Below are 24,813 nucleotides of genomic sequence, written 5' to 3'. Positions count from 1 at the left end.
ATGCATCTGAGTTCCTTCGAGCATATGACTGATCTGGTCGGGCGCCATCTGGATCCAGTGCGCGCCATCTCTGTCGTGGATATCGGTTCTTACGATGTGAACGGTACCTACCGACCGCTGTTCTCGCGTCCCGGATGGAGTTACACGGGCGTGGATCTCGAACAGGGTCCCGGCGTGGATGTTGTGCTCACCTCGCCCTACCGTCTCCCAATGAGGTCGAACAGCGTCGATGTGATCGTGTCGGGGCAAGCATTCGAGCACGTCGAGTTCTTCTGGCTGTCCTTCATGGAGATGCTGCGCGTACTGAGGCCCGGAGGCATGATCTTTCTGATCGCACCTTCGCGTGGCCCGGAGCATCGCTATCCGCAGGACTGCTGGAGGTTCTATCCCGATGGCTATCGGGCGCTTGCCAAGTTTGGTGCATGTGATCTTGTCGAAGTCACCACGGATTGGGGTCCTCATGCAGATGCGGACAGCGCTCAGTGGGGCGATACCGTTGGCGTGTTCCGCAAGCGCAAGGTGGGTGTGCGGCAGCGCTTCCTGACCTCAGTCGCCAGTTGGGCGCTGACGGCGCAGAGTACTGAGGCATGAGCGCCTTCGATCTGAATCCCGGCATGTTCATCGTGCCTCGGTCCACGCCCGTTAGTGCGTGGACCGGCCATATTCCGCTGGCTGGCTGGCTGGTATCTGCGTTGCGTCCCCGTCTTCTCGTCGAATTGGGTACGCATGCAGGCGCGTCCTTTTTCGCGTTCTGCCAAGCGACGCGCGCGTCGGGTCACGAGGGTCGCTGTTACGCCGTCGACACCTGGCAGGGTGACGAGCATGCGGGACTTTACGACGAGAGCGTCTATACCGGTGTTCGCGACCACCTGGCCGAGCATTACTCGGGCTTCGCATCCATGATGCGAATGAGCTTCGATGAAGCGATTTCCTACTTCGCCGATGGGTCTGTCGATCTGTTGCATATCGATGGGCTGCATACCTACGAGGCTGTGCGCCACGACTTCGAGACATGGTTGCCAAAGATGTCCGAGCGTGGAGTTGTTCTTTTCCATGATACGGGTGTGCGCGAACGGGAGTTTGGGGTGTGGAAGCTCTGGTCGGAACTTCGCGAGCGTTATCCTAGTTTCGAGTTCTCACACACACATGGGTTGGGTATCCTTGCGGTTGGCGCAGAGGTTCCGTCGTCCCTTCAGTCCCTTTGGTCCGTGGCGACGGACACTGCGGCGGCGGCGAACGTCAACGCGTTGTTCGAGTTTCTCGGCACGCTGATCGTGCGTGGACAGCAGGTAGGGGATCTGCTGCGGCACCAGGTTCATGTCGACGGGGATAACGGACACCTGCGCAATCTGCTTGGAATCCGCGAGTCGGAACTGGCGACGAAAGAGCTTGAGATGGCTCAGGCGCGCGAAGTGCTCGAGGCTGAGAAGAGCGAGATCGAAGCGCGTCTGGGAGACACGCTGCGGAGAGTCGAAACCGAGCTTGAAGCTGCCAAGGTTGCGGAGGAAGGAGTTGCGCGGAAGCTTGAAGAAGTGGATGGGCAACGTAATGAACTCCTTACGCAACTGGGCAACGAGACTGCTCGGGCCGAAGGCATGAGTGCGCTGTTGCAGGTAGAGCGCGAAATGGCAAGCCGTTGGCAGCGGGAGACCGTGGAGCGGGATGTCAGGATCAATGAGTTGGAGCAAGCGCTTGCCGCCGCCGAGGCTCGGCTGAGCCAGGTGGAGGGTTCGATGGGGTGGAAGGTTTCGTCGGCCTTGGGCAGGTTGCTGCCGAATGGACAGAAAAGTAGATAGGGGAGTATTGCATTGAAGCAGTGGCGCATTCTGTTGCTCGATACCAAGAGGAGCAACCCGAACCACTATATCTGCTTGGCGATCGAGCGCGCCCTGCGCGAACATCCCGCCGTGGACCTGGTGGTGAAGGCTGAGTATTTGTCGGCGATTGAATCGGCCAGGAGCAATGGCTGCAATCTACTGCTGGCCTTCGATGGTGAAGAGCTCAACAGGAGCATCGTCGCCCGTTTGCAGAGTGTCTGCGGCACAAGCGTCGCGTGGGTGACCGAGGATCCCTATGAGCAGGGGACCAACAAGCAGAATCTGGACCTGTTCGACCTGGTCTTCACCAATGACCGAGGCAGCGTCGACGAGTATGGTAAGAAGGGGCGGCATCTTCCGTTCGCCGCCGATCAGGGCATGCATTTCCACGCGATTCCCGACGCATCCGGCGAAAATCATTATCTGTACGACCTTTTCTTTGCCGGAACCGCCTGGCCCAACCGCGTCCAGTTTCTGAAAGAACTGCAGTCGGAAATCGACGGCATCAACCTAAAGCTGGCGCTTCCGCACAACCCCTATCTCCCTGAGTTCGACCTCGACCTGCCCCCGAGCGCTTACCAGTGGCGCACGCCAAATTCCGAATTCGCGCGTTTCGCCAACCGCAGCAGGTCGGTGCTGACGCTGCATCGGGTGTTCTCTTCGTCCGAGGACAAGGCGATCGCGCTCACGCCCGGGCCGCGCCTGTTCGAGGTGGCGCTGGCGGGTGGCGTCCAGTTCATCGACATGTCGATTGAGCAGGTCGAAGTCGAACGCTACTTTCGCGAGGGGACTGAGTTCGTCGGTTTCCGGACAGCCGACGAGTGCATCGAGAAGCTGCGCTATTACTTGCAGAACGAGGAAGAAAGGCTGCGCATCGCCCGCGCGGCACAGCAGCGTGCCCGCTCGGAGCACTTGTATCTGCATCGGGTGGAATCCTTGCTCGTTGAGGTCTCGCAACTTGCGCAAAAATTAGATCAGGTCGCCATGGCGCCGCCGGAACGTCCCCGGCGACCGAAGATCTTGTTCGTCACGCACAACATCATGGGCGTGGAGCCTTATGGCGGCGTGGAGGTATATCAGGAAGCCTTGCGCAAGGAGATGGGCGATCGCTTCGAGTTCTTGTTCTACACGCTGGACCGAGGTCACGCCAGCCAGCGGCGCTATGTATTGTTCGACGAGAACGTCCAATACCTCGAGGACCATGAGTGTGCCTCGGTCGTCAGCGATGCTCATCTGGTCTGCAACGAACGTGAAAGCTTGCTTGCCTCGATCCTGATGCGTCATGGCGTCGATATGGTGCATTTCCAGCACCTGATCGGACACGTTCCCTCACTGCTTTACATACCGTCGGTACTCGGCATCCCCTCCATGCTGAGCCTGCATGATTACTACGGGATGTGCAGCCGCTTCAATTTGATCGACTACAAGGGACGGTATTGCGACATCCCGAAGCTGCCGAAATCAGTTTGCGATGTTTGCCTCAATGCAGGTGATGGTCTGGCGGTCGGCAGTCAAGCCCGTCGCCGGGCCTTCTTTGCGCGCGCGCTTGAGCAGGTTGATGTTCTGCATGCCAACACGGAGGGTGTTGTCGAGACCTTCAAGAGCATCTATCCGCATGGCGTCACGGACGAGCGCGTGCGGGTTTTCGGCGTGCCGATGCCTCGCTCGACGTCGATCGTGCGACGCGCCAGGCCGCAGAAAGGGCCAATGAAAGTGGCGATCCTGGGCAACTTCACCCGCAACAAGGGCGCGGACGAGATCATCCATGCCTTTAACCAGCTTCGGCACGACGATATCAAATTCACGATCTTTGGCCAGGTCGCCAGTCCCTACAACGAGATACTGAATGCTCTCGGCCTGTCGAACGTGCATGTACACGGCGCCTACACCGCAGGTTCCCTTGCGGAGGCACTGACTGGATTCTCGCTGTCGTTGCACTATTCGATCTGGCCTGAAACTTACTGCATCACGCTCTCGGAAGCTTGGCAGGCGGGGCTTGTACCCGTGGTGGCAGACACGGGGGCATTGGGCGAGCGCGTCATCGACGGGGTGAATGGATACAAGGTGCCACCAACTCAGGCAGGCGCGCTGGTAGATCTGTTCAGGCGTCTTCTGCACAACCCGCCGGCAGTTGAAGCGGTCAGAGCCGGCATCACGGACGATCTTTATGTCGAGGTCGGGTCCCATGCGACGTGGTTGGGCGGCGTTTATGAGGAATTGATGGAGCGCAAGCCGAGTCCTGTGTCGACTAAGTCGAGGTCTCACAGCGGACGAGGCTTGGCCTTGTCGGAGTTGGGTATCTTGCTGAACCATCCCACATGGAAGGATCCGAACCATAGGGAGCCAACGGTGACGACGAGCGCGGCGGCACCCCCCACCGTCGTACAGCCACCATCGATGTCGCGAAGGATTTTCGCGTACGCCAGAACCTATGGTGTCGCGGCAACTTTCAAACGCATGTTGCGTGAAGTGCCAGGGCTGAGCGGCCGGGGGAGCCAGCCATGAGCCGGTCAGTCTTGGTCACTGGGGCGTCGCCGGACTACGGCAATCGCAATTCGGTCTTGCGTGGCTATGTGGCCGAGGGTTTCCGTGAAGAACTGGGCGAGAGCGCCGTTAGCCACGTACCCTTGGAGGCAGCGGCCGCAGCAGTACGGGAGGGGCATCCGGAGCTCGTGCTTTGCTTTGGCTCATGCATGCCCGACGATGCCGACTATCTGGAGCTTAGGCGGCTCTGTGATCAATACGGCGGTGTGCTGGCCTTCTGGCTGCATGACGATCCCTACGAGTTCGACTACAACTACCGGATCAACGGCATCGCTGATCTGGTCTTCAGCAATGACCGATGGTCGTCCTTGCACTACCCCAATCCCAATGCTCGACACCTGGCGTTGGCCGCGAGCCGGAAGGCGCATTGGCGACCGCTAGGGACACCCAAGGACATCGAAGTCTTCTTCTGCGGCGTGGCGTTCGGCAATCGTATTCGACTGGTACGCGACCTCAAGACCGTTCTCGCCCGTTTCGATACACGTATTCGTGGCGACCAGTGGCCGGAGAGTGAACTGCCATTCGCGAAGAACGAGCGATTACCCAACGACGAGCTGTCCAGAAACTATGCCCGTTCGCTGGTCACTCTGAACATGGGTCGCGACTTCCACTACGCCAACGAGCGCTACAAGCTCGATCCTTCTACGCCGGGTCCCAGGACGTTCGAAGCCGCCATGGCGGGAACGACCCAGATGTTCTTCGTCGAGAGCTTGGAGATACTCGACTACTACGTACCCGGGAAGGAAATCGTCCTTTACGATTCGGTCACCCAGTTCAAGGACAAGCTAGAGTGGTTGACGCAGGATCACGCTGCGTGCTTGTCCATCGCGCGTGCTAGTCAGGCTCGAACGGAGGCGGATCACACCTATCGGAATCGAGCGCGATCCATCCTGAGCGTGCTTGCGAGCGCATGATGGAGTGGTAATCACGTCGAGCTTGGGCCGTGGGTAGCTTTCCCGGCAAGGGCTTGCGCGGGTAGCCGAAGTCAGGAGCGAGCGCTCCGCAAACCAAGGCGGTTTCTAGAGGATCATTATGGTGTCGATCACGGTTGATTCGCTTCCCCAGAATCTTTTGCTTGCGTTGCTGACGATGGCGTCGGTCGTGAGCCTAGGCTGCACGGCCGTCCAACTGGCCACGCGCGGGACTTCCCAGGGGCGACAGCTTCTCGCGTATGGGATAGCCGCCGGCATTGCCATGCATGCCCTGATAGGCGTCGCCATCCTTTGCGTTCCACCTTCTGCGTATCAGGCTGCCGCTGTTTCCCTGCTCATCGGTTGCAATCTTTTCGCCGTCGGCTACTGGATCAGGCGTGGAGTTGCCACACGCCTATTCGTGGAGGGACGTTGGCAGATCGTGATGATGCTTGTCGCCTGGGCAGGATTGTCATGCCTCGCTGTGTCGGCGACATTCGTCCCAGTGCGGTTGCCGGAGCCGTTACCAGACCCGATGTATGTGCTGAAGCGCGACCACCTGCATGTTCGCGTCCAGACGTTGACGGGCGGGTTGCCGGCGGATAATTACCTGCCGTATGCGGTGGGCGAGTATCTCCTGCGTGGCATCCAACTTTCTGAGGAGCGGCCGTTGTTGCCGGGCCAGGAAGTTTCGAATCGCCCGATCCTCATGAGTCTTGCGGTGGTGCCGTTCCGTGCTGGTCTGGATCCGCCGCCGCAGATGTCAGCCAGACTGCCCAGATTCGACTACGTCGGCACCAGCTGGCCCGACGCCGGGGCCGTCGGACAGGATCGTTATTTCCGTCCATTCCTGACCGTAGCGACGGTGTTCAACGCCAGCATCATGGCTGCCGTGGTTCTTTTGTTGCTCGAGTTAGGACTGTCCCGACGATATGTTCTGGCAGGAGTCCTACTCCTGTGCAGCAGCCCATACATGCTGAACCAGGCACTGTTCACTTGGCCAAAAATGTTGGCAGCCACGTATGTGCTGCTTGGGGCTCACGCATTGTTCTGCAGGCGCAACTATGCGCTGGCGGGACTGCTTGCGGCCCTTGCGTACTGGTCCCATCCCTATGCACTCGTGATCGCTTTCAGCTTCGGCCTGTATGCGGCAATCGGCGAGGGCCTTTCTAGACCCCGCATCAGGCCCGCGCTGGTATATGCGACGGCGTTCGCCGCTGTCGTATTGCCTTGGTTCCTCTGGTCGCACGTTTATCTTGGCGTTCCATCCGATCTGGTCCAACAGAACATGGGTAACGAGTTGGCTTGGGTCGACCGGGTCTGGGTGCGCGTCGCCAACTTCTACAACACATTGGCACCTACCTACCTGGGGAGCTATCCTTTCGACGGGGAAAAGTTTGTCCAGGGAAGCCTGGTCAGCCTGACGGGCATCACTGGCCTGCTGTTCTTTGTCCAGGGATATGCCGGGTGCGCGACTTACTATCGCGTGCATCGAGACCTACTGCTCTTCGCTGTTTTCATACCCGTTCTCTTGCTGATCGGTGTGTTCGGTATTCCGACAGTGCCTGCGCTCCACGGACTCCAGGCGGTGGGACCTTTGGTTCTGCTGTTCGGCCTGAAATGGATGCAGGACAATTGGAGGCCGGGCACGTTGTGGTTGCTGGTGTTGGCGCAGGTACTGCTCAATATTGCGATGCTCTACGTTCGCGCGCGATCTGTTGTCCTCTAAGTTCTCGACATCCTCAATGGAGAATAAAATGAAGAAGTACCTCAAGCGGGCGATCGTCGTCGCCTGCGTAGTCGGCCTCACCTCATGCTCGCAGCAACCGGCGACCAGCGACACAGCCGCGCCCGCAGCGACGCCGGAGGCTGCAGATGCTGCGGCGCAGGTCGCTGCTGTCCCCGCGCCGGCGGTGATACAGGATCCAAATTTCGTCGAGCTGCCGTTCGATTCGACCAGCAACTACGCGGTCAACATTGCGGTAGGCGAGTCGGTTTCCGCGGAAGCCGCGGTTCCGCGCGATGGCGTCGTCTCCGGTGTCGAAGTACAGGTCGGCAACTATGGGAACGCCAGCAAGGGAGATTTCACGCTTCAGCTCTGCCAGGGCTCGCGGTGCGGCCAAGGTTCCGCCGACTTCGCCTCGTCAACCAATAATGACGACTTTCTTGTTCCCCTCAGCGCTCCGTTCGAGGTCAAGACGTCCGAAGGCCCGATGGTGTTGAAGTTTTCCCGCGAAGCTGGCTCTGAACTGGCAGCCGTATGGTCCTATCCGGCGACGGTCTCCACTTCCACGCTCACGGTGCCGAATGGCGAAAAATTGCCCAGGACACTGAAAGTCGGCCTGCATTACGTCCCCTGAGATCTTCTGCGGGAACATGAAGCGCGCGCGATCCGGTACTTCGAGGGACCTGGTCGCCACGCCCCTGTAACAAGGCAATCGTCCCTGCGTTGCATATGTGCGACGCAGGGATTTTTTTGGCCGGCCAAACTAGGCTTCTACACGGACTTGGGTATCTGCGGCATGCGCTCGCCATATTATCGGTGCACGCTGAGCAGATAAGCAGAACCTCTGCTCACCCTGATGATGGCCCCGGGTTACGCGCCCTGCACGCGGGCTCTATGCCCGCAGCGCCATGGCCGTCGGATTCGCTGCGATCCAAGGGGCTCGTGACGTGCCCGTTGCCAGCCAGCTGTGCACGAAGGCGGAGGTTTGCAGGCCAAAGTTCATCGGTATCGATGGCATCGCGACTTTCTTCAAAGACTGTCCTTCAGCATCGGCGGCGATGGGCAGAAGGCGAGATGAGAGCCGCAACCTAAAGAGCCCTCCCATCGGCGAGGCAGGATCACTTCTTGCGGCCAACCAACAGAAACTGCTTGCCCAGCAGTCTCCACGCGAGAGGAAACGCGAGATAGAGCCTAACCAAGAACGGCGACTGGGGCAGGCGCGATTGAGTCGTATACGGCAGGAACTTGGAGTGGATTTCAAGTGCCTCGATGCCGGCGATATGAAAGGCTTCGGTGAGCGACAGCTCCGTCAGAGGGATGTGATGGTCAATGAAATCCCAGTAAGCACCAGGCACGTGCTTAATGTTGGGACCCATTGCGATCACAGTACCTCCGGGCTTGAGTACCCGCGCGACTTCACTCAATACGCTGGCGAGCGCACTCTTGTCCGGAAGATGCTCGAAGAAATTGGACGTGAACACCACGTCCACCTCTCCGTCGGCAACAGCCGAAAGATCGTCTGCGCGCGTCGCATGAAATTCGATGCCCTCTGCCAAAGCGTCGGGACTGTCAGGATTCAAGTCGACAGCGATCTTTCGTCTGGCATTGATATGGTTGCTGAACTCGCCATAGCCGCAGGCCAAGTCGAGCACACAGTCCTTGGTGGCATCGATGTATTTCTGGAAGTAGTGTTCGCACAGCACGCGCCAAATCGCCGCTTTGGCCGGAAGCTCATCCGATGTGAAGCGATGCCGGTATAGCGACTGCAGATTCTCATTTGACATTGGATTGGATCCTAAACGTTAGATACTTATGCCCAAGAAAACTTGTCATGACCGGCACGATTACTCCGATCGCATGGGCTGTCTCCAGCACCATGACTCTCAGACCCAGCCGCGGAAGCACAATATCTGCCAGGAACCATGAGATCAGTAGGGTCTGGCCGAGGCCGACAAGGTTCACAAGTAGAAAAAGTGTTCCCTCCAGCAACCACGCCCTGCCTGTCCTTTCGAAGACCCATCCGCGATTGAGCAGGAATCCTGTCGTCAAGCCTACGCAGAAGGCTAAAACTATCGCTGGAACATACGGTAGCCATAGGCTGAAAACAATACGGGATCCGATGTTGGCCGCCGCTGCAACTCCCCCGATAAACAAGAAGCGAACAAACTGAGGCGTCATTCCGGAGTTTCCGCTGCGGCAGTGAGAGCCAGTCGGCGACCCACCAAAATGCTCTCATTGATGGAGCGGTCTTCCGGATAGTAGTAAGCGGTGTCCGCCATGTAGAAACCCATGAGCGGCGTCTCCATGGACGGCAGCATATGCTGGAATCCTGGCGGGCAGATGGTCTGAGCGAACTCGTAACGATGGCAGTGCGTGTTGATCACCCAGTCGCGGTCGAACGTTGGGTTGAGGAGCTTGAGATAGCCAATGACTTCCTCGATCAGCTGATCATTGCTCTGCGCCCACTTGGGATGGGTTTTCGGCATGTAGAACGGTGCATAGAGGATCTTGTCGCCGCTCCCGTCCCCGGGATTGAGGTTGCTGTATTCGATGACGCCGGGGATCGCGATCCGGTCATCGCTGATGTTCATCCAGAAGTTCTCGCTGACCGCATGCTTGAGCTTGAGGATGACGCAGGCAACCGGGATGTTCTCGATCGCGCTCACCTTGTCGGCGAACGAGGCCGGCAGGCCGGGCACCATGCGGGGCACATACTGGATGGGAGCCGTCGAAATCACCTTGTCATACGCCGTCGTGGCGTGGCCAACGCGTATCCCCGTGACGCGGCCGCCGGATGAAATCACCTCGTCGATGCCCTGGCCCAGCCGGATCCGCCCACCCGCCTCGCGTACCCGCCTTGCCATTTCGTCCAACAACACGGCCGATCCGCCGCGCAGGTAGCCCATGCTCTCGTTGAAGAGGTTGCGGCGCGAAAGCGCCACGCGCTTGATGCGCGTACCGATCCAGGAGGCGGAGAGGTTGTCCGCATACTCGAAGAACTTGAGGTGGAATGCCTTCTCCCACATGACCTCGTATGCCCGCGGCCCGATCCACTTGGTGATCCAGTCGCGTGCCACGATGCCGTCGAGGGGCCCCCAGTCCTTGATCCTCTTGGTATGCATCACGTGCAGCGCATAGCGCACTTTCTCGATGATTCCCAAATGGGGGAAGCCCAACAGTGCGAACGGCGTGCCCCATTTGTAGAGCTTGCCATCGTAGTAATAGCCCATCTTCGTGTCCGTCCAGCGCAGCGTGTCGCTGAGGCCGAGATCCGCCAGGAGATCGAACAGCGGATAGTCGGTCTTGCAGATGAAGTGGTAGTAGCGTTCGATCCGCGTGCCGCCGAAGTCGAAGTCGGCGGACATGCCGCCGATGCGGTCGTCCCGTTCGTATACATCCACTTCATGGCCATGCTTCAGTAGTTCCATGGCAGCCATGAGCCCCATGGGGCCGCTGCCGACGATGGCGAATCTGCTCATCTTAATTCCGTGGTCTTGTTAGCGCTTGAGCACGATGTGTGCGTAGCGAGGATCGGTGTAACTCTCGCGGATGGCGTCCTCGAACGGCGTCTGCCTCACCCCGAACACCGCCTGGGTGTCCACGCCCTTGAAATCGTCGCCGGCACTGAGCGCTTTCAACTGGTCGGCGGTGAACGGCGGTTTCCGGCTGAAAATCGCATAGACGCGGAGCAGGAACGCGAAGAAGCCGATCGGGATATGGACGATCCACGTGCGAAGGCCTTTCACCCTCTTGATGGTGCGGATGATGTCGACATAGTCGATGCGCGCATCGCCCACGATGTCGTAGACATCCCCGTCAGGCTCCCGCTCGATGCATCGTTCGATACAGCGGCAGAAGTCGCGCTCGTACAACGGCTGGCGCATGAACCTGCCATCGCCGGGGATAGGGAAGACGGGCGTCCTGGCCATGAAGCGCGAAAGCCATCCCAGGTGCTTGGGGTCAAACCACCCGAACATCAGTGTCGGACGCAGCACACAGTGGCGGATGCCGGAATCCACCATCAGTTTTTCCTGCGCCTTCTTGGTCTCGGTGTAGTCGTCCGTCGCGACGGAGTTCACCACGGAAGAAGAGATGTGCACCACATAGGGGACCTCGTGCTGGCGCGCCGCGTCGAGCACCTGCCGGGTTGCCTCGATGTTGTTGCGCGTGAACAGGTCGGTAGTCTTGCCCGTGATCTGCGCGTGCAGTTGCGCAAGGCACTCCGCGCCTTCGAACTCATGGGTCCAGGTGCCGGGTTCGGCGAGATCGGCGAGTACCGTGCGGACATCAGGATGCAGCTGAGCGAGGATGCGCAGGTTGTGCTCGTGCTTGTCGATCGCGACAAGCTTGGTATAGCCGTGCTCCTTGAGCACGACGATGAGGTTCTGGCCCACAAGACCGGCGGCCCCGGTGATGACAATCTTGGCGTGCTTGTGGGGCATGTCAGAGTTTGATCCTGCGGAATACGAATTCGGGTATGGACTTGATGACGAGCATGATCGCCCACCAGAAGGCCGGGAGGTAGGCCACCGCCTTTCGTCGCCCGATCGCGCGCACGATGCCGTTCGCGACCGCCTCGGGCGTGGCCCACAGGGCGCCTTTCTTGAAGCTCGCCGTCATCGGAGTATCGACAAAACCAGGCTTGATCGTCAGCACGTTGACGCCCGTCGGACGCAGGCGCTGGCCGAGCCCGCTGAGGTAGGCACTGACGGCTGCCTTGGCGCTGCCGTAGAGGTAATTGCTGGCGCGACCGCGGTCGCCGGCGACGGAGGAAATCACCGCCAACGTGGCGCCGGACCGGAGTCGCTGCGCCAGCGACGCGGACAACGCGATGGTCGACGTTCCGTTGGTGGCGAACTCCTGCAACGACAGGGCGACGGATCCGTCACACGCCTCCTGATCGGGAAGGGTGCCATGGGCGATCAGTGCTACGTCGACATCACCGAGGATATTCCATGCCGCATCAAGGACTGATGCATGCGCATCCAGGGCGTTGACGTCGAGGATCGCGGCGGTGGCACGGCCGCCGCGAGTGGATAGATCGGCGGCGATCGCATCGAGGCGCGGGCCGTCGCGGCCAAGGAGATGGATCGCCGCTCCTCGTGCGGCGTACACGCGGGCGGTGGCTTCTGCGATAGCCGACGTCGCGCCGATGATCAAGATGCGTTGCATGTCTGCTCCGTGACCCGGCGCCAGAAGCCGGATGAGAATCGTGGATCGAGGAATTCGTCCATCTCGCCCCAGCGAGGGAATGCCCGTCGGAACGAGGATGGCTGAAGACGGGCATCTTTGGCGGGATAGACGGCACCCCCTGCCTCGTCGACGACGCGGTCGAGGCGTTCCAGCAACCGGAACAGGGATTCGCCAGTGTTGGGGAAGTCGAGCGCCAGCGTCGTGCCGGGGCGGGGAAATGACAGGATGCCTGGTGAAATCGTGTTGCCGAATTCCTTCAGTACGGCAAGGAATGAACCGGAACCGCTACGTGCGATCTCCGTCAGCAGCGCGGCGATCCCTGCCCGGGACTGTGCGGGCGGTAGCACGCACTGGTACTGCAGGAAGCCGGCGGGGCCGTACATCCTGTTCCATTCCCGGATCCCGTCCAATGGGTAGAAGAACGGCAGCAAATGGCTGACGCTGCGGCGCCGCACCGATGGCTGGCGCCAGTAGTACGCGGCATTGAAGGGTCGTAGCGACAGCCGGTTGACGAGCGAAACCGGGGGAGTGAACGGCATCGTCCACCGACTCTTGGGGGCTGAGGGACGCTCTGCAGGCAAGCCAGGGGCATGGTCGGCGCGGGTGAAATGTCCGCGCCCCCGCGACTTCCCCTGGGCCAGACAGTCGATCCACGCAACACTGTATTCGTGGGCTGTCGCAGAGTCCGCCGATAACGCGAAGAACTCGTCCAGGCCGCCGAACCGGATATTCTCCGTCTCCATCGCGCTGCCTGGGACGCGACGCAGCTGGATCTCCGCCCACGTGATCATGCCGGTAAGGCCAAGCCCCCCCACCGTCGCGGCGAACCAACCATCGTCGCCGGGCCCGCACACGCGCCGGGAGCCATCGCTGCGCAACAGTTCGAAGCACCGGAGATGGTGGCCGAAGCTGCCAGCCCGATGGTGGTTCTTGCCATGCACATCGTTGGCGACGGCGCCACCGACAGTGACGTAGCGAGTCCCCGGTGTGACAGGGAGGAACCAACCCTGTGGAAGCACAAGTTGGATGATGGCATCCAGGCTGACGCCCGCTTCGCAGCGAAGCACGCCGGTGCCCGGATCGAACGAGATGAAGCGATCCAATCCGGTCGCGTCCAGCAGGCTGCCGTCGGGATTCAGGCAACTATCGCCGTAGCTTCGCCCGTTCCCACGGGGAAGCGCCGTGCCATCGAAAGCGGGAAGCGATGCGGCACGGTCGTGCAGCCGGTACACGGACTGCCGTGCCCGCGGATACCTACCCCAGGATTGCCCTGGCTCCGCCATCAGATCGCGCTCAGCGCAAAAAGGCTGCACAACACTACGACCACTTGGCTCACCCTGTCGGTGGCGGCGAAGACGATGGGGTCATCGTGCATGTCGCCGCGATGGGCAATGACCCATATGCGGCTCACCCAATACAGCAAGATTGGACAGACCAGCCACAGCAGCTTGGGATTGCTGTAGAGCGCAACGCTTTGCGGGCTGTCGATGTAGAGCGCCATGACCATCACCGCGATGTAGCCGGCCGCCGAACCCAGCGATTGCAGGAGCGGCAGGTCCTCGACCGAATAGCCGCGACCGCTGGCCTTGGTCTTGCCGCTGGAAAGCATCGAATGCAGTTCGGTGTATCGCTTCAGCAGCGCGAGCGACAGAAAGATGAACATTGAGAAGGCCAACAGCCAGAAAGACAGACTCGCGGCGATGGCTACTGTGCCACCGATGATTCGCACGGTATACAGCGCGGCCAGCAGGACGACGTCGACCATGACGACCCGCTTCAGTCTGAGTGAATAGGCCAGCGTCATGACGTAGTACGCCAACAAGACCAAGGTGAACTGGACATTGCACGCCAGCGACAGCAGGAGACCCGCCAGCGTGAGCATGGGCGCGGCCATCAAGCCGTGCAGTAGTGGAAGTGTCCCGGCGGCAAAGGGCCTACGGCGTTTGCGCGGATGTTGACGGTCGGGGGACAGGTCGAGCAGGTCATTCAGGACGTACACGCCCGAAGCCACGAGTCCGAAGGACACCAGCGCGATGACTGACTGCATCACTGATTCCGCCTCCATGAAACGGTGGGCAGTGAGCAGAGGTACGAAGACGAGGAGGTTCTTCAACCACTGGTGCAATCGCAGTGCACGCAACCATTCCTGGAGCCTGGGCGTCGAGGGCCAGTGCGCATGCACCTGCGTGCGACGTGCGGCTGCTTTCGCAAGCGAGTCGCCATTGTTCACGACCCAGCCGCCCGAAGCCTTCTCCCAGACGTGCAGGTCCACGTTGCCATTGCCCGCGTAATCGAAGTTGGAGTCGCCGAACTCCTCAACCAGTGCGGCTGCCTTCGCGCGGCCGGACAGGTTGCGCTTTCCATCGCTGGCGATGACCTGTTCGAACAAGCCGAGATGCCGGGCGATGGGCTCCACAAGCAGCGCGTCGGATGCCGTGCACAGCACGCGTGGACGTTGTTCGGTCGTGGAAAGAAGTTCCAGCACCTTTGCGTTGTAGGGCAGCGTCTCGACATCGAGTTGGACGCGCGACGCAAGCTCGCGCTTCAGGGCGGCTTTGCCGCGAAGCAGCCATAGCGGAAGCATGAAAACGTAAAGTGGGTTGCGCGCAAGAAGCGCCAGCAACGACTCGTAGAGAATGTCTGAATTGAGCAGCGTCCCGTCAAGATCCACGCAAAGCGCGCGGGTCAAGGCCCCTGCGGGTGGGGGCTGGGTGGAGGACTGGGGGAAGGACATTTCTGCCTGCGATCCGTTGCGGTCGGGCGATTATACCCGCGCACTCAGTGTGGATCGCTGTCGCCACGGATGCCGGTTCTTTCCAGCAGGAGCACTGCGATTCCACCGACGCCGGTCGCGAACCACAAGGTTACCAGGCGGGTACCGACCGCGACCGCAAGCGCTTCTCCCGTGTTGACGCCGAGGCGGTTGAGCATCAGCACGATCGCCAGCTCGGTGGTGCCGACGCCGCCCGGGATGAAGGACATCGCACCCACCAGCATGGCGAGAGGGTAGATACCGAACGCGAGCAGCGGGTCGATGTTCACACCGAATCCGCTACAGACGCCCATGAAGACCGCTGACGTAAGCCCCCAGGCCAGTACGCCGATCCCCAACCCCATTCCGAGCGTGCGCGCATCGAGATAGCTGTCCAGCCCGCGCGCCGCCGAAAGCGCGAATACGCAAGCGCATCTCAGCCAGAAGACAGGGATGCGCGCGATGGCGCGTTCGATCACGTCCTGCATCGTGCGCCATCGTGCGGTAGCGAACAGCAGGAGTACGAAGGCCAGCACGATGCAGGCCAGCGTTGCCAGTCCGGGGAAGAGACGCGCTGCCGCCAGCGACAGCACAAGAATGACGAGCAGGTCGCACGCGCGCTCGAAGACGAATGTCGCCAGCGTCCCTGCCGCAGGTACGCCCATGCGACTGAAGTAGCGCATGCGCATGAGTTCCCCCGCCTTGCCCGGCGTTGCCGTCAGTGCGAAGCCGGCCAGATAGGCGCAGAGGCCGCGGGCACCGGGCACCTGATGACCATTCCGACGCAGCAGCCAGTGCCAGCGCCAGAAGCGCAACAGGTACGTAGCGAAGACGGGCGCCACCGCGAAGAGCAGCCAATGCCAGGCGCTAGAAAGTCGCTGGAAAGTACCGTTACTTCGGTCCAACCACCATAGAGTGGCGCAATACGCAACGACGATCAGAAGAACGATCCCGGCCGAGTGCCAGCCGGGATCGCGTGATTTCTTCCTGCCTGCGCTCTGGGGCGCCTTTACTGGCATCGTGGCGGCGAGCTCAGCCCAGCGCCGCTTCCAATTCCGGCAACAGAGCAAACAAGTCCCCCACCAGCCCGATATCCGCGATCTCGAAGATCGGCGCTTCGCCGTCCTTGTTGATCGCCACGATCGTGCCGGCGTCCTTGATGCCGGTCAGGTGCTGGATGGCGCCGGAGATGCCGACGGCGACATACAGTTCGGGGGCGATGATCTTGCCGGTCTGGCCGACCTGCAGTTCGTTCGGCACGTAGCCGGCGTCGACGGCGGCACGCGAGGCGCCGACGGCGGCGCCCAGCTTGTCGGCCAGCGCATAGATGACCTTGAAGTTGTCGGCCGAGCCGACGCCGCGGCCGCCGGAAACGACACGCTTCGCGCTCTGCAGGTCGGGACGATCCGACTTGCCCGCGGCGAGGCCGACGTAGCGGGTGTGCGTCAGTAGTGCGGCATCCACGCTGACGGCTTCGACCGCCGCGCTGCCGCCCTTGGCGGCTTCCGGCCAGGAGGCCGTACGCACGGTGGCGACCACGGTCTGGTCGGCGGGAACGTCGACGGTGATGATCGCGTTGCCGGCGTAGATCGGGCGTTTGAAGGTGTGCGCACCTTCAACGGCCATCAGGTCCGAGACCTGGTTGACGCCGAGCAGCGCAGCCACGCAGGGCAGCAGGTCCTTGCCGAAGGTGGTCGACGGGGCGAACACATGCGTATAGCCCGCGGCGAGCTTGGCGATCTGCGGAGCGAGTACCTGGGCGATGGCGTTCGCGTTGGCGGCGTTGGCCACGGCCAGCACCTTCGTAACGCCCGCGATCTGCGCGGCCTCGGCGGCGACAGCGGTCGGGTCGGCCGCCAGCACCACCACGTCGATGGCGTCGGCGTTCACGGCCGCAGCGGCGCTGACGGTCTTGGCGGTGGAGGCGTTGAGCTTGCCGTCCAGGTGTTCGGCGATGACGAGAACCTTGGCCATTACAGCAACCCCTTCTGCTTGAGTGCGGCGACCAGTTCGGCCGCGTCCTTCACCATGATGCCCTTGCTGCGCTTGGCAGGCGGGGCGTAGTGCGTGGTCTTGTGCGTGTCGGCGGCGTCGACGCCCAGCTCGGCCAGCTGCAGCGTTTCCAGCGGCTTGCTCTTGGCCTTCATGATGTCCGGCAGCTTGATGAAGCGCGGCTCGTTGAGGCGCAGGTCGGTGGTGACGACGGCGGGCAGGTCGATGTCCAGCGTTTCCAGGCCGGCGTCGACTTCGCGCACCACCGTGGCCTTGCCGTCGGCGATGTCCAGCTTGCCGGCGAAGGTCGCCTGCGGGCGGCCCCACAGCGTGGCCAGCATCTGGCCGGTCTGGTTGGCATCGTCGTCGATGGCCTGCTTGCCCAGGATCACCAGGTCGGGCGCTTCCTTCTCCACCAGCTTGAGCAGGGTGCGGGCGGCGGTCAGCGGCTGGATGGCCTGGTCGGTGACCACGTGGATCGCACGGTTGGCACCCATGGCCAGGCCGTTGCGCAGATGGGCCTGGGCATCGGCGGGCGCGATGGTGGCAACGATGACCTCGGTGGCGACGCCCTTGTCGCGCAGGCGCAGGGCTTCTTCCAGCGCGATTTCGTCGAAGGGGTTGGGCGACAGCTTGACGCCGTCGGTGACCACGCCGGACCCGTCCGGCTTGACCTGGATGCGGACGTTGTAGTCCACCACGCGCTTGTAGGCGACGAGAATCTTCATCCTGCGGGGATTCCTGTAGGAGCGGTGAGACCCGGTCGCGGCGGCAGACCGAGGACAGAACGCCGATTTTAGCCGTCAGGCCGGGTCCATGCGAGCCCGTACGGTACCGTCTGCCAGACGTGCCGCAAGCAGACCAGCCAACCTTACGGCGCTGCCGGGCGCCTGGGCGAAGAACAGGGAGGGCTCGGTCAGTTCGAGTTCCAGCAGGCAAGGCTCGCCGGCGGCGTCGGCCAGCAGGTCGACCCGGGCGTACGCAAGTGGGGATTCGAGTTGCCTCAGCCGTGCCGTCGCGGCGAGCACGCGTTCGGCCAGGGCCTGTTCGGCGGCCGTGGCGCTGCCGGTCGCGATGTCGCCCAGCGCCATCGGGGCTTGCCGCGCGCCTTCGCCGGGCGCGAGCTGGGCCGCCTTGCGGATGGCGTGGCTGAACTGCCCGTCGAAGTAGAGCAGCGCTGTCTCGCCACTGCGGTCGACCGAGGCCAGATAGGGCTGCAGCATCACGCTGCGTTCCTGGTCGAGCAGGCGCGCAACATGGTTGCCGGCGGCGAATTGCTGGTCTCGGGCGTAGCGCTGGGTGTCGCGGGCGCCGGCGCTGACGGTCGGCTTGACCACGAACTCGGCCGTATCGAAGGTGGCGAGGAACGCCGCCAAGGCCTCCATCGGCTCGGCGTCCGGCTCCACGAAGTGCGTGGGCACCACCGGAATGCCGACGGTCGCCAGATCCGCCAGGTAGTGCTTGTCGGTGTTCCAGCGCACCACATTGAGCGGGTTGAGGAGCTCGGTGACCCGATCGACCTGCACGCACCAGGCGAGGAACTCGGGCAGGCGTTCCGTGTAGTCCCAGGGCGAGCGCAGCAGCGCGGCGTCGAACCGGGCCCAGCTGACGGTCGGATCGTCCCATGCCACGGCACGGGCGTGCAGTCCGGCGTCCGCGCAGGCATCGAGCAGCGGCACGAGATCGTCGTCGTGGCTGGAGGCGGCCACGGCCGTGACGAGGGCGAGGGTCTTCATGCCTGCCAGTGTACGCGCACGCCATGCGCGCGATTCCCATTGCACGAAAGTACCTGTGTCGGCCGCGAGGCGCTGGGTAGAATGGCGCTTTCCTCATCGAATGGATCGCGCCATGGCGGGTAACCCCGGCTCCGGAGGCAAGCAGAAGCTCTATTCCAGTGCGGCGGCAGCGCTGCAGGGCGTGGTGGCCGATGGCCAGACGCTGGCGGTCGGAGGCTTCGGCCTGTGCGGCATCCCTGAGGCCTTGATCGGCGCCCTGCGCGACAGTGGCGCGACCGGCCTGACCGCCATTTCCAACAACGCCGGCGTGGATGGTTTCGGCCTGGGGCTGCTGCTGGAGACGCGCCAGATCAGGAAGATGATTTCGTCCTACGTGGGCGAGAACAAGGAGTTCGAGCGCCAGTTCCTCTCGGGCGAGCTGGAGCTGGAGTTCAACCCGCAGGGCACGCTGGCCGAACGCCTGCGTGCCGGCGGCGCGGGCATCCCCGCGTTCTTCACCCGCACCGGCTACGGCACCGTGGTGGCAGAAGGCAAGGAGACCCGCCAGTTCGGCGAACACTGGTACGTCTTGGAAACCGCCCTCAGCGCCGACGTGTCGCTGGTCAAGGCATGGAAGGCCGACAAGGCCGGCAACCTGGTGTTCCGCAAGACGGCTCGCAACTTCAATCCGGCCTGCGCCATGGCGGGCAAGGTCTGCATCGCGGAGGTGGAGGAGGTCGTCGAGGTCGGTGCGATCGATCCAGACCATGTCCACCTGCCCGGCATCTACGTGGACCGCATCGTCCACAACCCGACCCCCGAGAAGCGCATCGAGCAGCGCACCGTCCACCAAGGAGGCAAGTGATGCCCTGGACCCGCGATGAGATGGCGCAGCGCGCCGCCCGCGAATTGACCGATGGCGCCTACGTCAACCTGGGCATCGGCCTCCCGACCCTGGTCGCCAACCACATCCCGGTCGGCGTGGACGTCTGGCTGCAGTCCGAGAACGGCCTGCTCGGCATCGGCCCGTTCCCGGCCGAAGACGAGGTCGACGCCGACCTGATCAACGCCGGCAAGCAGACGGTCACCGCCCGCGCCGGCGCCAGCTACTTCGGCAGCCACGACTCGTTCGCGATGATCCGGGGCGGTCACATCGACCTCGCCGTCCTGGGCGCCATGCAGGTGACCGACCAGGGCGACCTGGCCAACTGGATGGTTCCCGGCAAGATGGTCAAGGGCATGGGCGGTGCCATGGACCTGGTGGCCGGCGTCAAGCGCATCGTGGTGCTGATGGAGCACGTGGCGAAGGACGGCAGCCACAAGATCCTTCCCCAGTGCGATCTGCCGCTGACCGGCGTGGGCGTCGTTGACAGGATCATCACGGACCTGGCGGTGTTCGATGTGACCGATGAGGGGCTAGCGCTCGTCGAGATGGCCGATGGCGTGACCGAAGCGGAACTGGCCGCGAAGACCGGCGTGCCTTTCAAGGTCGCCTGAGCATCCAAAGGCGTGACGCAAGTCCGGTTGCCATGCGGCGGATTGCACGCCTGACTTTCAGCTGTACGTTTTCCGGCCGATAACGCGGAGAAGGGAACCTGTTGGCTGTTTTGTGGCCGGGTGGCTGGGCTATAGTGTCAGTTCAGGGGCTCTATCCGTTTTTTCTCAGAGGCGTACGTATGAAACTCCGGGTCGGCGCTTGCGCCTTGATGTTGGTTTTGGCCGGGTGCAGTGGAGAAAGCCCCGAATCGGGCATGGCAGGGATGCGTGGTGTTGCTGCGAGCAAGGCGACCGGCAGCCTGCCGACGTCCCTCCCGCTGGCCCGTGCCATCGGTGCGTCCATCGCGAATGCACCCGACCGCGGTGCGCTGTTGTCCTACCCCAACAAGGCCACGCCCACCAAGCAGGAAGGTGCGTACACCTGGTTCCCGACGTCCATCAGCGAGGCGCATGCCTTCAAGGGCATCGCGGCCGGTGAGATGACGGTGCCGTCGCCCGATGGCAGCCAGGTCAAGCTGCGCTACGAGCGTCATGTCGAAGAGATCGACGGCAACTGGACCTGGATCGGCCGCGTGGTCGGTGGCGACCAGATGCAGGAAGCCATCATCACGTTCGGCGAGAAAGCCGTGTTCGGCTCGATTCCGCAGGCCAACGGCAAGCCGGCCTTGAGCCTGCAGACCCGCAACGGCACTGTGTTCGCCGTCCAGACCGATCCCTCCAAGCTGGTGTCGGCGACGAAGGGCCATGAGGACGTGATGATTCCCGAGGCCGCCACGCTGCGCTCGTCCATGGCGGCCGCTGTCAGCCAGTCCGCCCAGGTGAGCCAGGGTGCGACGGCCGTCGCACAGGCCGCGCCGCCGAGCGCCGCCAATACGGTCGACGTCGCGGTTGGCTACACCCCCGAGTTCGCCGCTGCGAACGGAGGCGCCTCCGGTGCCGCCACGCGTCTGGTCTATCTGGTCCAGGTGGGCAACCAGGCCTTCGCGAACAGCGACATCAACGGCTACCTGCGCATCGTGAACACGCTGCAGGTGAGCTACACCAACACCAACACTAACCAAACGGCACTCCAGGAGCTGACCGGCAGCACGGGCAATTCGCCTGTGACGATTCCCGCGAGCCTGGCGCCCCTGCGGACCGCGCGCGACCAGTACGGTGCGGACATCGCGGTGCTGGTGCGCAAGTTCAATACGCCGGAAAACGAAGGCTGCGGCATCGCGTGGTTGAACGGGGCGAACCAGACGGCTATCACCTCGGCGGACGCTGCTTGGGGGTACGCCGTCATCAGCGATGGTTATGACACGGGTACGGATGGCAAGACGTATTACTGCGCTGACGAGACGCTGGTACACGAAGCGGCTCACTTGATGGGCTCGGCGCATGACCGCGCCAATTCCACGACGACGGGTGGCGCGTTGCAGTACGGCCGCTTCCCGTATTCCTTCGGCTACAAGACCGCCGCTGCCGCCGGCAATTTCTACACTGTGATGGCGTATGGCGATACTGGCCAGATCGCCCACCGTATCTTCTCCACGCCGCTCAAGAGCACTTGCGGCGGCGCCGGTAATCTGGCATGCGGCGTTGCGAACAGCGAAGACAATGCGCGCAGCTTGAATCAGACGATCCCGATCGTGGCGCAGTTCCGTGCCACGGTCGTCCCTTTCTCGTCGGCCGCAGACGTTGCCGTCATCAGAAAGGCAGGCGGTGCATCCGGGAAGACCGAACTGCATTCGATCAACGGTACGAACGGATTCCAATCTTATACGCGGAACGTCGCGACCGGCATGTATCCGACAGGCTCTGACAAGTCCTGGGCATTTTTGTTCGGCGACTACAATGGCGACGGCGTCACTGACATGTACCTGGTCGCGAAAACGGGTGCGTCCGGCAAGACTGAAGTGCACGTGCTGAATGGAGCCAACGGCTATTCGTCATTCTTGGTCAATACCACGACCGTTCTTCATCAGACGGGCGCCGACAATCGCTGGATTTTCCGTCTTGGCGACTATAACGGCGACAATCGTCCTGATCTGTATGCGATCAATCGGACCGGCGGTTCTGGGAGGACGGAAGTGCACGTGATGAATGGTGCGAATAGCTTCCAGACGTTCTTGGCAAATGCAGCTTCTATACTGCCTGTGACCGGTACCGATTATGGCTGGGAGTTTGATGTCGCCGATTACAACGGCGACGGCAAGCCCGATGTGTATGTGGTGAAGAAGACCGGCGCTTCCGATAGGACGGAAGTTCATGTGATGAATGGTGCTAACAACTACGCGTCTTATCTCGCCAATGTGGCTTCGACGCTTCATCAGACCGGCACCGACAACCGGTGGAACTTTAGGGTGGGCGACTACAATCGAGATGGCACCCCTGATCTGTATGCAATCAATCGCCAAGGAGGATCGGGGCGCGTTGAAGTTCATGTTATGAATGGCGCCAATAACTTTCAGTCATTCTTGGCGAACCAGGCGACCGTGCTGTATGCAGTCGGATCCGGCGCTGACTGGGAGTTTGATTTGATGCCGACCGGTGCGACGAACTGATCTACGTCGTTTATGGTCAAAAGGGCCCCTGTTCGGGGCCCTTGTTTATTTGGCATACCGAAACCGTCCTCGCACGGCTACCTTGTCCCGCCCTACTATCGTGTGCATTTCAGCTGCGCCAAGGCCAGCAAGCTCAGTCGCGCTACCAAAGAAACGCTCCACGGCGTGCGCCATAGTGCCGTCCTTCTGCCCGCTCTCCTTCGCGAAATCTGATTCTTCGATGGCGCCTGTTACAAGTGAGTTTATGCAGCAAGGGCGAATCCAGAACATGGACCCGGCGGGGAAGTGGCTGTCTAGGGCCGACCGTAGCTCTATACCGGTGCGAGACGCCGTCTTGGATAGCCACTCGAGATTTGCTCCAATATAGTCCGCGACTCTGAGCAAATGATTGTCGGCGCTCACCAGTCCGACATTGGGGATGATAGCCAAGCGGTCCTCGATGCCGCCCTCTATACCAAACGGCAGAAGTGAGTCGACGAGTTCTTCGCGCCACGCATGGCCGGTCGTGAGGTGTGGAGACACTTTCGTGTGCAGTTTGAGTATCCAATCGACGTCAGTGACTAAGAGTTTGCTGGCTACACGCAGGAAGGGAAGGATGTCTCGACCACGATTCTCGTGTACCTGCACTTCCGCATGGACCTGCAACGCAGCAAGGATCTCCAGAACGGAAGCCTCTTTCTCACGCGTGGTTGTAATCGTAATCTGAGAGTGAGGTAAAGCGTTCCCCACGCGCTCCAAGAGTCCAGAAAGTACGCCTAGATGCCAAGCATGGATCACAACATGAACGCGAGATATCGGTCGGGACTTGGAATGCGCTACCGCAGTTGAAGATAGGGCTGCCCGCGTAGCATCCAGACTCGCGTAGCCCCATCGGGCATCCGGTTCGAGCAGAGCGCCTTCAGCCCACTCGTTCCAGGCGTTTATGAAAGCAATGGGCGCCGACCTGCTGTCCGAAGAGGAAGAGATCATCTCTTTCAGCCATCGGTAGTACTCATAGTTCGAGAATCCGGTATACGTCCTCCCGCCCCCCGGCCTCCTTGCCTCGTTATCCCACCCTACATTGATCCCACGATGAAGCAGGTAATCAGGCTGCGGCTTCCGTATGAAGCTTTCCGCCATCTCGCGCCAGTCGAGAGTGGTTCCTGCATATAAATCATTGAGCAAAGAAACCTTGCTGGTGGTGACGGAAGAGGTGCTGGAGTTCGGTGGGAACTCAATCGCAGCATCGAATCCAATGTCATTGGGCCTTGGACGCTCGAAACTCTGGACGTAGGCCAAGTGAATCTCACCGATGCCCTGTCGTCTGCAGTAATCGCGCCACCGTAGCGCTGTGACTTCCATTAGTTCGAAAACACCTGGTCTGTATATCACCAGTATCGGTTTGCCATCCGCCCGCAGATAGCGCGGATCCCGCATGTACTCGGCGACATGCTCAATGAATGCGATGTCGTCCTCGGGAGAATGCTTCTGATCGATCAGGATCTCGTCACCGCGCCCATCCCAGGTGCGCGTCCACTTCTCGTTCGCCCAGCACAGGCAGAACTTGAGGTCGATGGTCTTGTCGTTGAGCCAGTTGCGAAGCGGGGTTTCCAGTAGGGTCTTGCCGCCGAACCAGTAGAAGTAGAAACAGAACGCGCTGATGCCATACTCGCGGGCGAGGCGTGCCTGCTCGTGCATGACCTCGACATTGCGCAGGTCGTAGAAGCCGAGGTCGCCCGGCAGTTTGGGCTGGTAATGACCTTCGAACTGGGGCAGGGCACGGGTTACGTTGCGCCATTCGGTGAAGCCTTTGCCCCACCACTCGTCGTTCTCGGGAATGGTGTGGAACTGTGGCAGGTAGAACGCAACGAGCGTGGCGGGTAGCGGATCGGGCAGTTCGCCCTTCTGATAAGGCACGTAGCCGATCGCGCGCTCGTCGGAGCGGACATAGGGTCGGCGCGGCAGGTCGCCCTTTGGCGCCAGGCCCTTCGGCCCTTCGGGAACCCAGTGCCCCTTCGTATCCAGGAAACGTTCGCGTAGCCGATCGCGCGTGCCCTGCGGCATCGGCGTCAGGCGGAAGGCGGTCCGCAGCGCATAGAACAGCGTGGTACGCAGGCGGCGGGACAGGGGGTTCTGCACAG

At 61.6% G+C, this 24,813-nt stretch carries 21 protein-coding genes; 9 read left to right on the top strand and 12 right to left on the bottom strand.

What is annotated here, in order from left to right; translation table 11 throughout:
* The 6 genes from AC04MD_RS11200 (at position 1) to AC04MD_RS11175 (ending at position 7,632) form a co-directional block, all read left to right on the top strand.
* Positions 1-591, top strand: coding sequence for a methyltransferase domain-containing protein (locus AC04MD_RS11200; RefSeq protein WP_475497349.1), 591 nt, complete (start codon positions 1-3; stop codon positions 589-591).
* Complete coding sequence (locus AC04MD_RS11195) at positions 588-1,796, top strand: class I SAM-dependent methyltransferase (protein WP_475497348.1); 1,209 nt, start codon at positions 588-590, stop codon at positions 1,794-1,796. The genes AC04MD_RS11200 and AC04MD_RS11195 overlap by 4 nt, the downstream gene beginning before the upstream one ends.
* A 12-nt stretch (positions 1,797-1,808) precedes the next feature.
* A complete protein-coding gene (locus AC04MD_RS11190; RefSeq protein WP_475497347.1) occupies positions 1,809-4,322 on the top strand; it encodes a glycosyltransferase family protein in 2,514 nt (837 codons plus the stop codon).
* The gene (locus tag AC04MD_RS11185; protein WP_475497346.1) at positions 4,319-5,275 is read left to right on the top strand and encodes a CgeB family protein; all 957 of its coding nucleotides are present in this window, start codon (positions 4,319-4,321) and stop codon (positions 5,273-5,275) included. The genes AC04MD_RS11190 and AC04MD_RS11185 overlap by 4 nt, the downstream gene beginning before the upstream one ends.
* A gap of 121 nt (positions 5,276-5,396) precedes the next feature.
* Entirely contained in the window at positions 5,397-7,001 is a 1,605-nt protein-coding gene (locus AC04MD_RS11180) for a hypothetical protein (RefSeq protein WP_475497345.1), read from the top strand.
* Between the two features lie 28 nt (positions 7,002-7,029).
* Positions 7,030-7,632, top strand: coding sequence for a hypothetical protein (locus AC04MD_RS11175; RefSeq protein ID WP_475497344.1), 603 nt, complete (start codon positions 7,030-7,032; stop codon positions 7,630-7,632).
* Between the two features lie 484 nt (positions 7,633-8,116).
* Here AC04MD_RS11175 and AC04MD_RS11170 read toward each other — a convergent pair whose 3' ends face one another.
* The 11 genes from AC04MD_RS11170 to AC04MD_RS11120 all read right to left on the bottom strand — a co-directional run bounded on the left by AC04MD_RS11170 (position 8,117) and on the right by AC04MD_RS11120 (position 18,671).
* Complete coding sequence (locus AC04MD_RS11170) at positions 8,117-8,782, bottom strand: class I SAM-dependent methyltransferase (RefSeq protein ID WP_475497343.1); 666 nt, start codon at positions 8,780-8,782, stop codon at positions 8,117-8,119.
* Positions 8,772-9,176 (bottom strand): GtrA family protein, encoded by a 405-nt coding sequence (locus AC04MD_RS11165; RefSeq protein ID WP_475497342.1) that lies wholly within the window; start codon positions 9,174-9,176, stop codon positions 8,772-8,774. The genes AC04MD_RS11170 and AC04MD_RS11165 overlap by 11 nt, the downstream gene beginning before the upstream one ends.
* Positions 9,173-10,477 carry an NAD(P)/FAD-dependent oxidoreductase gene (locus AC04MD_RS11160; RefSeq protein ID WP_475497341.1) on the bottom strand — a complete coding sequence of 435 codons (1,305 nt, stop codon included), beginning with the start codon at positions 10,475-10,477 and terminating at the stop codon, positions 9,173-9,175. The genes AC04MD_RS11165 and AC04MD_RS11160 overlap by 4 nt, the downstream gene beginning before the upstream one ends.
* 18 nt (positions 10,478-10,495) lie before the next feature.
* The gene (locus AC04MD_RS11155) at positions 10,496-11,440 is read right to left on the bottom strand and encodes an NAD-dependent epimerase/dehydratase family protein (protein ID WP_475497340.1); all 945 of its coding nucleotides are present in this window, start codon (positions 11,438-11,440) and stop codon (positions 10,496-10,498) included.
* 1 nt (position 11,441) lies between these two features.
* Positions 11,442-12,170 carry an SDR family oxidoreductase gene (locus tag AC04MD_RS11150; RefSeq protein WP_475497339.1) on the bottom strand — a complete coding sequence of 243 codons (729 nt, stop codon included), beginning with the start codon at positions 12,168-12,170 and terminating at the stop codon, positions 11,442-11,444.
* Complete coding sequence (locus tag AC04MD_RS11145; protein ID WP_475497338.1) at positions 12,155-13,474, bottom strand: FAD-binding oxidoreductase; 1,320 nt, start codon at positions 13,472-13,474, stop codon at positions 12,155-12,157. The genes AC04MD_RS11150 and AC04MD_RS11145 overlap by 16 nt, the downstream gene beginning before the upstream one ends.
* A complete protein-coding gene (locus tag AC04MD_RS11140; RefSeq protein WP_475497689.1) occupies positions 13,474-14,862 on the bottom strand; it encodes a UbiA family prenyltransferase in 1,389 nt (462 codons plus the stop codon). The genes AC04MD_RS11145 and AC04MD_RS11140 overlap by 1 nt, the downstream gene beginning before the upstream one ends.
* A gap of 107 nt (positions 14,863-14,969) precedes the next feature.
* Positions 14,970-15,962, bottom strand: coding sequence for a lysylphosphatidylglycerol synthase transmembrane domain-containing protein (locus AC04MD_RS11135; protein WP_475497337.1), 993 nt, complete (start codon positions 15,960-15,962; stop codon positions 14,970-14,972).
* A gap of 13 nt (positions 15,963-15,975) precedes the next feature.
* The gene (locus tag AC04MD_RS11130) at positions 15,976-16,917 is read right to left on the bottom strand and encodes an electron transfer flavoprotein subunit alpha/FixB family protein (protein WP_475497336.1); all 942 of its coding nucleotides are present in this window, start codon (positions 16,915-16,917) and stop codon (positions 15,976-15,978) included.
* Positions 16,917-17,663 carry an electron transfer flavoprotein subunit beta/FixA family protein gene (locus AC04MD_RS11125; RefSeq protein WP_475497335.1) on the bottom strand — a complete coding sequence of 249 codons (747 nt, stop codon included), beginning with the start codon at positions 17,661-17,663 and terminating at the stop codon, positions 16,917-16,919. The genes AC04MD_RS11130 and AC04MD_RS11125 overlap by 1 nt, the downstream gene beginning before the upstream one ends.
* 75 nt (positions 17,664-17,738) lie before the next feature.
* Positions 17,739-18,671 (bottom strand): ATP-grasp domain-containing protein, encoded by a 933-nt coding sequence (locus tag AC04MD_RS11120; protein WP_475497334.1) that lies wholly within the window; start codon positions 18,669-18,671, stop codon positions 17,739-17,741.
* A 112-nt stretch (positions 18,672-18,783) separates the two neighbouring features.
* On the opposite strand from AC04MD_RS11120, the gene AC04MD_RS11115 reads away from it, so the two are divergent.
* The 3 genes from AC04MD_RS11115 (at position 18,784) to AC04MD_RS11105 (ending at position 22,693) form a co-directional block, all read left to right on the top strand.
* Complete coding sequence (locus AC04MD_RS11115; RefSeq protein ID WP_475497333.1) at positions 18,784-19,515, top strand: CoA transferase subunit A; 732 nt, start codon at positions 18,784-18,786, stop codon at positions 19,513-19,515.
* A complete protein-coding gene (locus AC04MD_RS11110) occupies positions 19,515-20,147 on the top strand; it encodes a CoA transferase subunit B (RefSeq protein WP_475497332.1) in 633 nt (210 codons plus the stop codon). The genes AC04MD_RS11115 and AC04MD_RS11110 overlap by 1 nt, the downstream gene beginning before the upstream one ends.
* A gap of 179 nt (positions 20,148-20,326) precedes the next feature.
* Positions 20,327-22,693, top strand: coding sequence for a reprolysin-like metallopeptidase (locus AC04MD_RS11105; protein WP_475497331.1), 2,367 nt, complete (start codon positions 20,327-20,329; stop codon positions 22,691-22,693).
* A gap of 45 nt (positions 22,694-22,738) precedes the next feature.
* Here AC04MD_RS11105 and AC04MD_RS11100 read toward each other — a convergent pair whose 3' ends face one another.
* The gene (locus AC04MD_RS11100; RefSeq protein WP_475497330.1) at positions 22,739-24,811 is read right to left on the bottom strand and encodes a glycoside hydrolase family 99-like domain-containing protein; all 2,073 of its coding nucleotides are present in this window, start codon (positions 24,809-24,811) and stop codon (positions 22,739-22,741) included.
* Positions 24,812-24,813: the final 2 nt, after the last annotated feature.

The organism is Pseudoxanthomonas sp. LjRoot206 (genome assembly GCF_056175725.1).
The sequence above is the reverse complement of the archived record's forward strand: the minus strand, read 5'-3'. Positions and strand labels throughout refer to the sequence as shown.

Bases quoted from the DNA above. Each gene is read 5' to 3' on its own strand.
- AC04MD_RS11145 (WP_475497338.1), bottom strand. From the start codon at position 13,474: ATGGCGGAGCCAGGGCAATCCTGGGGTAGGTATCCGCGGGCACGGCAG.
- AC04MD_RS11195 (WP_475497348.1), top strand. From the start codon at position 588: ATGAGCGCCTTCGATCTGAATCCCGGCATGTTCATCGTGCCTCGGTCC.
- AC04MD_RS11130 (WP_475497336.1), bottom strand. From the start codon at position 16,917: ATGGCCAAGGTTCTCGTCATCGCCGAACACCTGGACGGCAAGCTCAAC.
- AC04MD_RS11135 (WP_475497337.1), bottom strand. From the start codon at position 15,962: ATGCCAGTAAAGGCGCCCCAGAGCGCAGGCAGGAAGAAATCACGCGAT.
- AC04MD_RS11115 (WP_475497333.1), top strand. From the start codon at position 18,784: ATGGCGGGTAACCCCGGCTCCGGAGGCAAGCAGAAGCTCTATTCCAGT.
- AC04MD_RS11120 (WP_475497334.1), bottom strand. From the start codon at position 18,671: ATGAAGACCCTCGCCCTCGTCACGGCCGTGGCCGCCTCCAGCCACGAC.
- AC04MD_RS11105 (WP_475497331.1), top strand. From the start codon at position 20,327: ATGAAACTCCGGGTCGGCGCTTGCGCCTTGATGTTGGTTTTGGCCGGG.
- AC04MD_RS11200 (WP_475497349.1), top strand. From the start codon at position 1: ATGCATCTGAGTTCCTTCGAGCATATGACTGATCTGGTCGGGCGCCAT.
- AC04MD_RS11170 (WP_475497343.1), bottom strand. From the start codon at position 8,782: ATGTCAAATGAGAATCTGCAGTCGCTATACCGGCATCGCTTCACATCG.
- AC04MD_RS11125 (WP_475497335.1), bottom strand. From the start codon at position 17,663: ATGAAGATTCTCGTCGCCTACAAGCGCGTGGTGGACTACAACGTCCGC.
- AC04MD_RS11110 (WP_475497332.1), top strand. From the start codon at position 19,515: ATGCCCTGGACCCGCGATGAGATGGCGCAGCGCGCCGCCCGCGAATTG.
- AC04MD_RS11155 (WP_475497340.1), bottom strand. From the start codon at position 11,440: ATGCCCCACAAGCACGCCAAGATTGTCATCACCGGGGCCGCCGGTCTT.
- AC04MD_RS11150 (WP_475497339.1), bottom strand. From the start codon at position 12,170: ATGCAACGCATCTTGATCATCGGCGCGACGTCGGCTATCGCAGAAGCC.
- AC04MD_RS11185 (WP_475497346.1), top strand. From the start codon at position 4,319: ATGAGCCGGTCAGTCTTGGTCACTGGGGCGTCGCCGGACTACGGCAAT.
- AC04MD_RS11160 (WP_475497341.1), bottom strand. From the start codon at position 10,477: ATGAGCAGATTCGCCATCGTCGGCAGCGGCCCCATGGGGCTCATGGCT.
- AC04MD_RS11165 (WP_475497342.1), bottom strand. From the start codon at position 9,176: ATGACGCCTCAGTTTGTTCGCTTCTTGTTTATCGGGGGAGTTGCAGCG.
- AC04MD_RS11175 (WP_475497344.1), top strand. From the start codon at position 7,030: ATGAAGAAGTACCTCAAGCGGGCGATCGTCGTCGCCTGCGTAGTCGGC.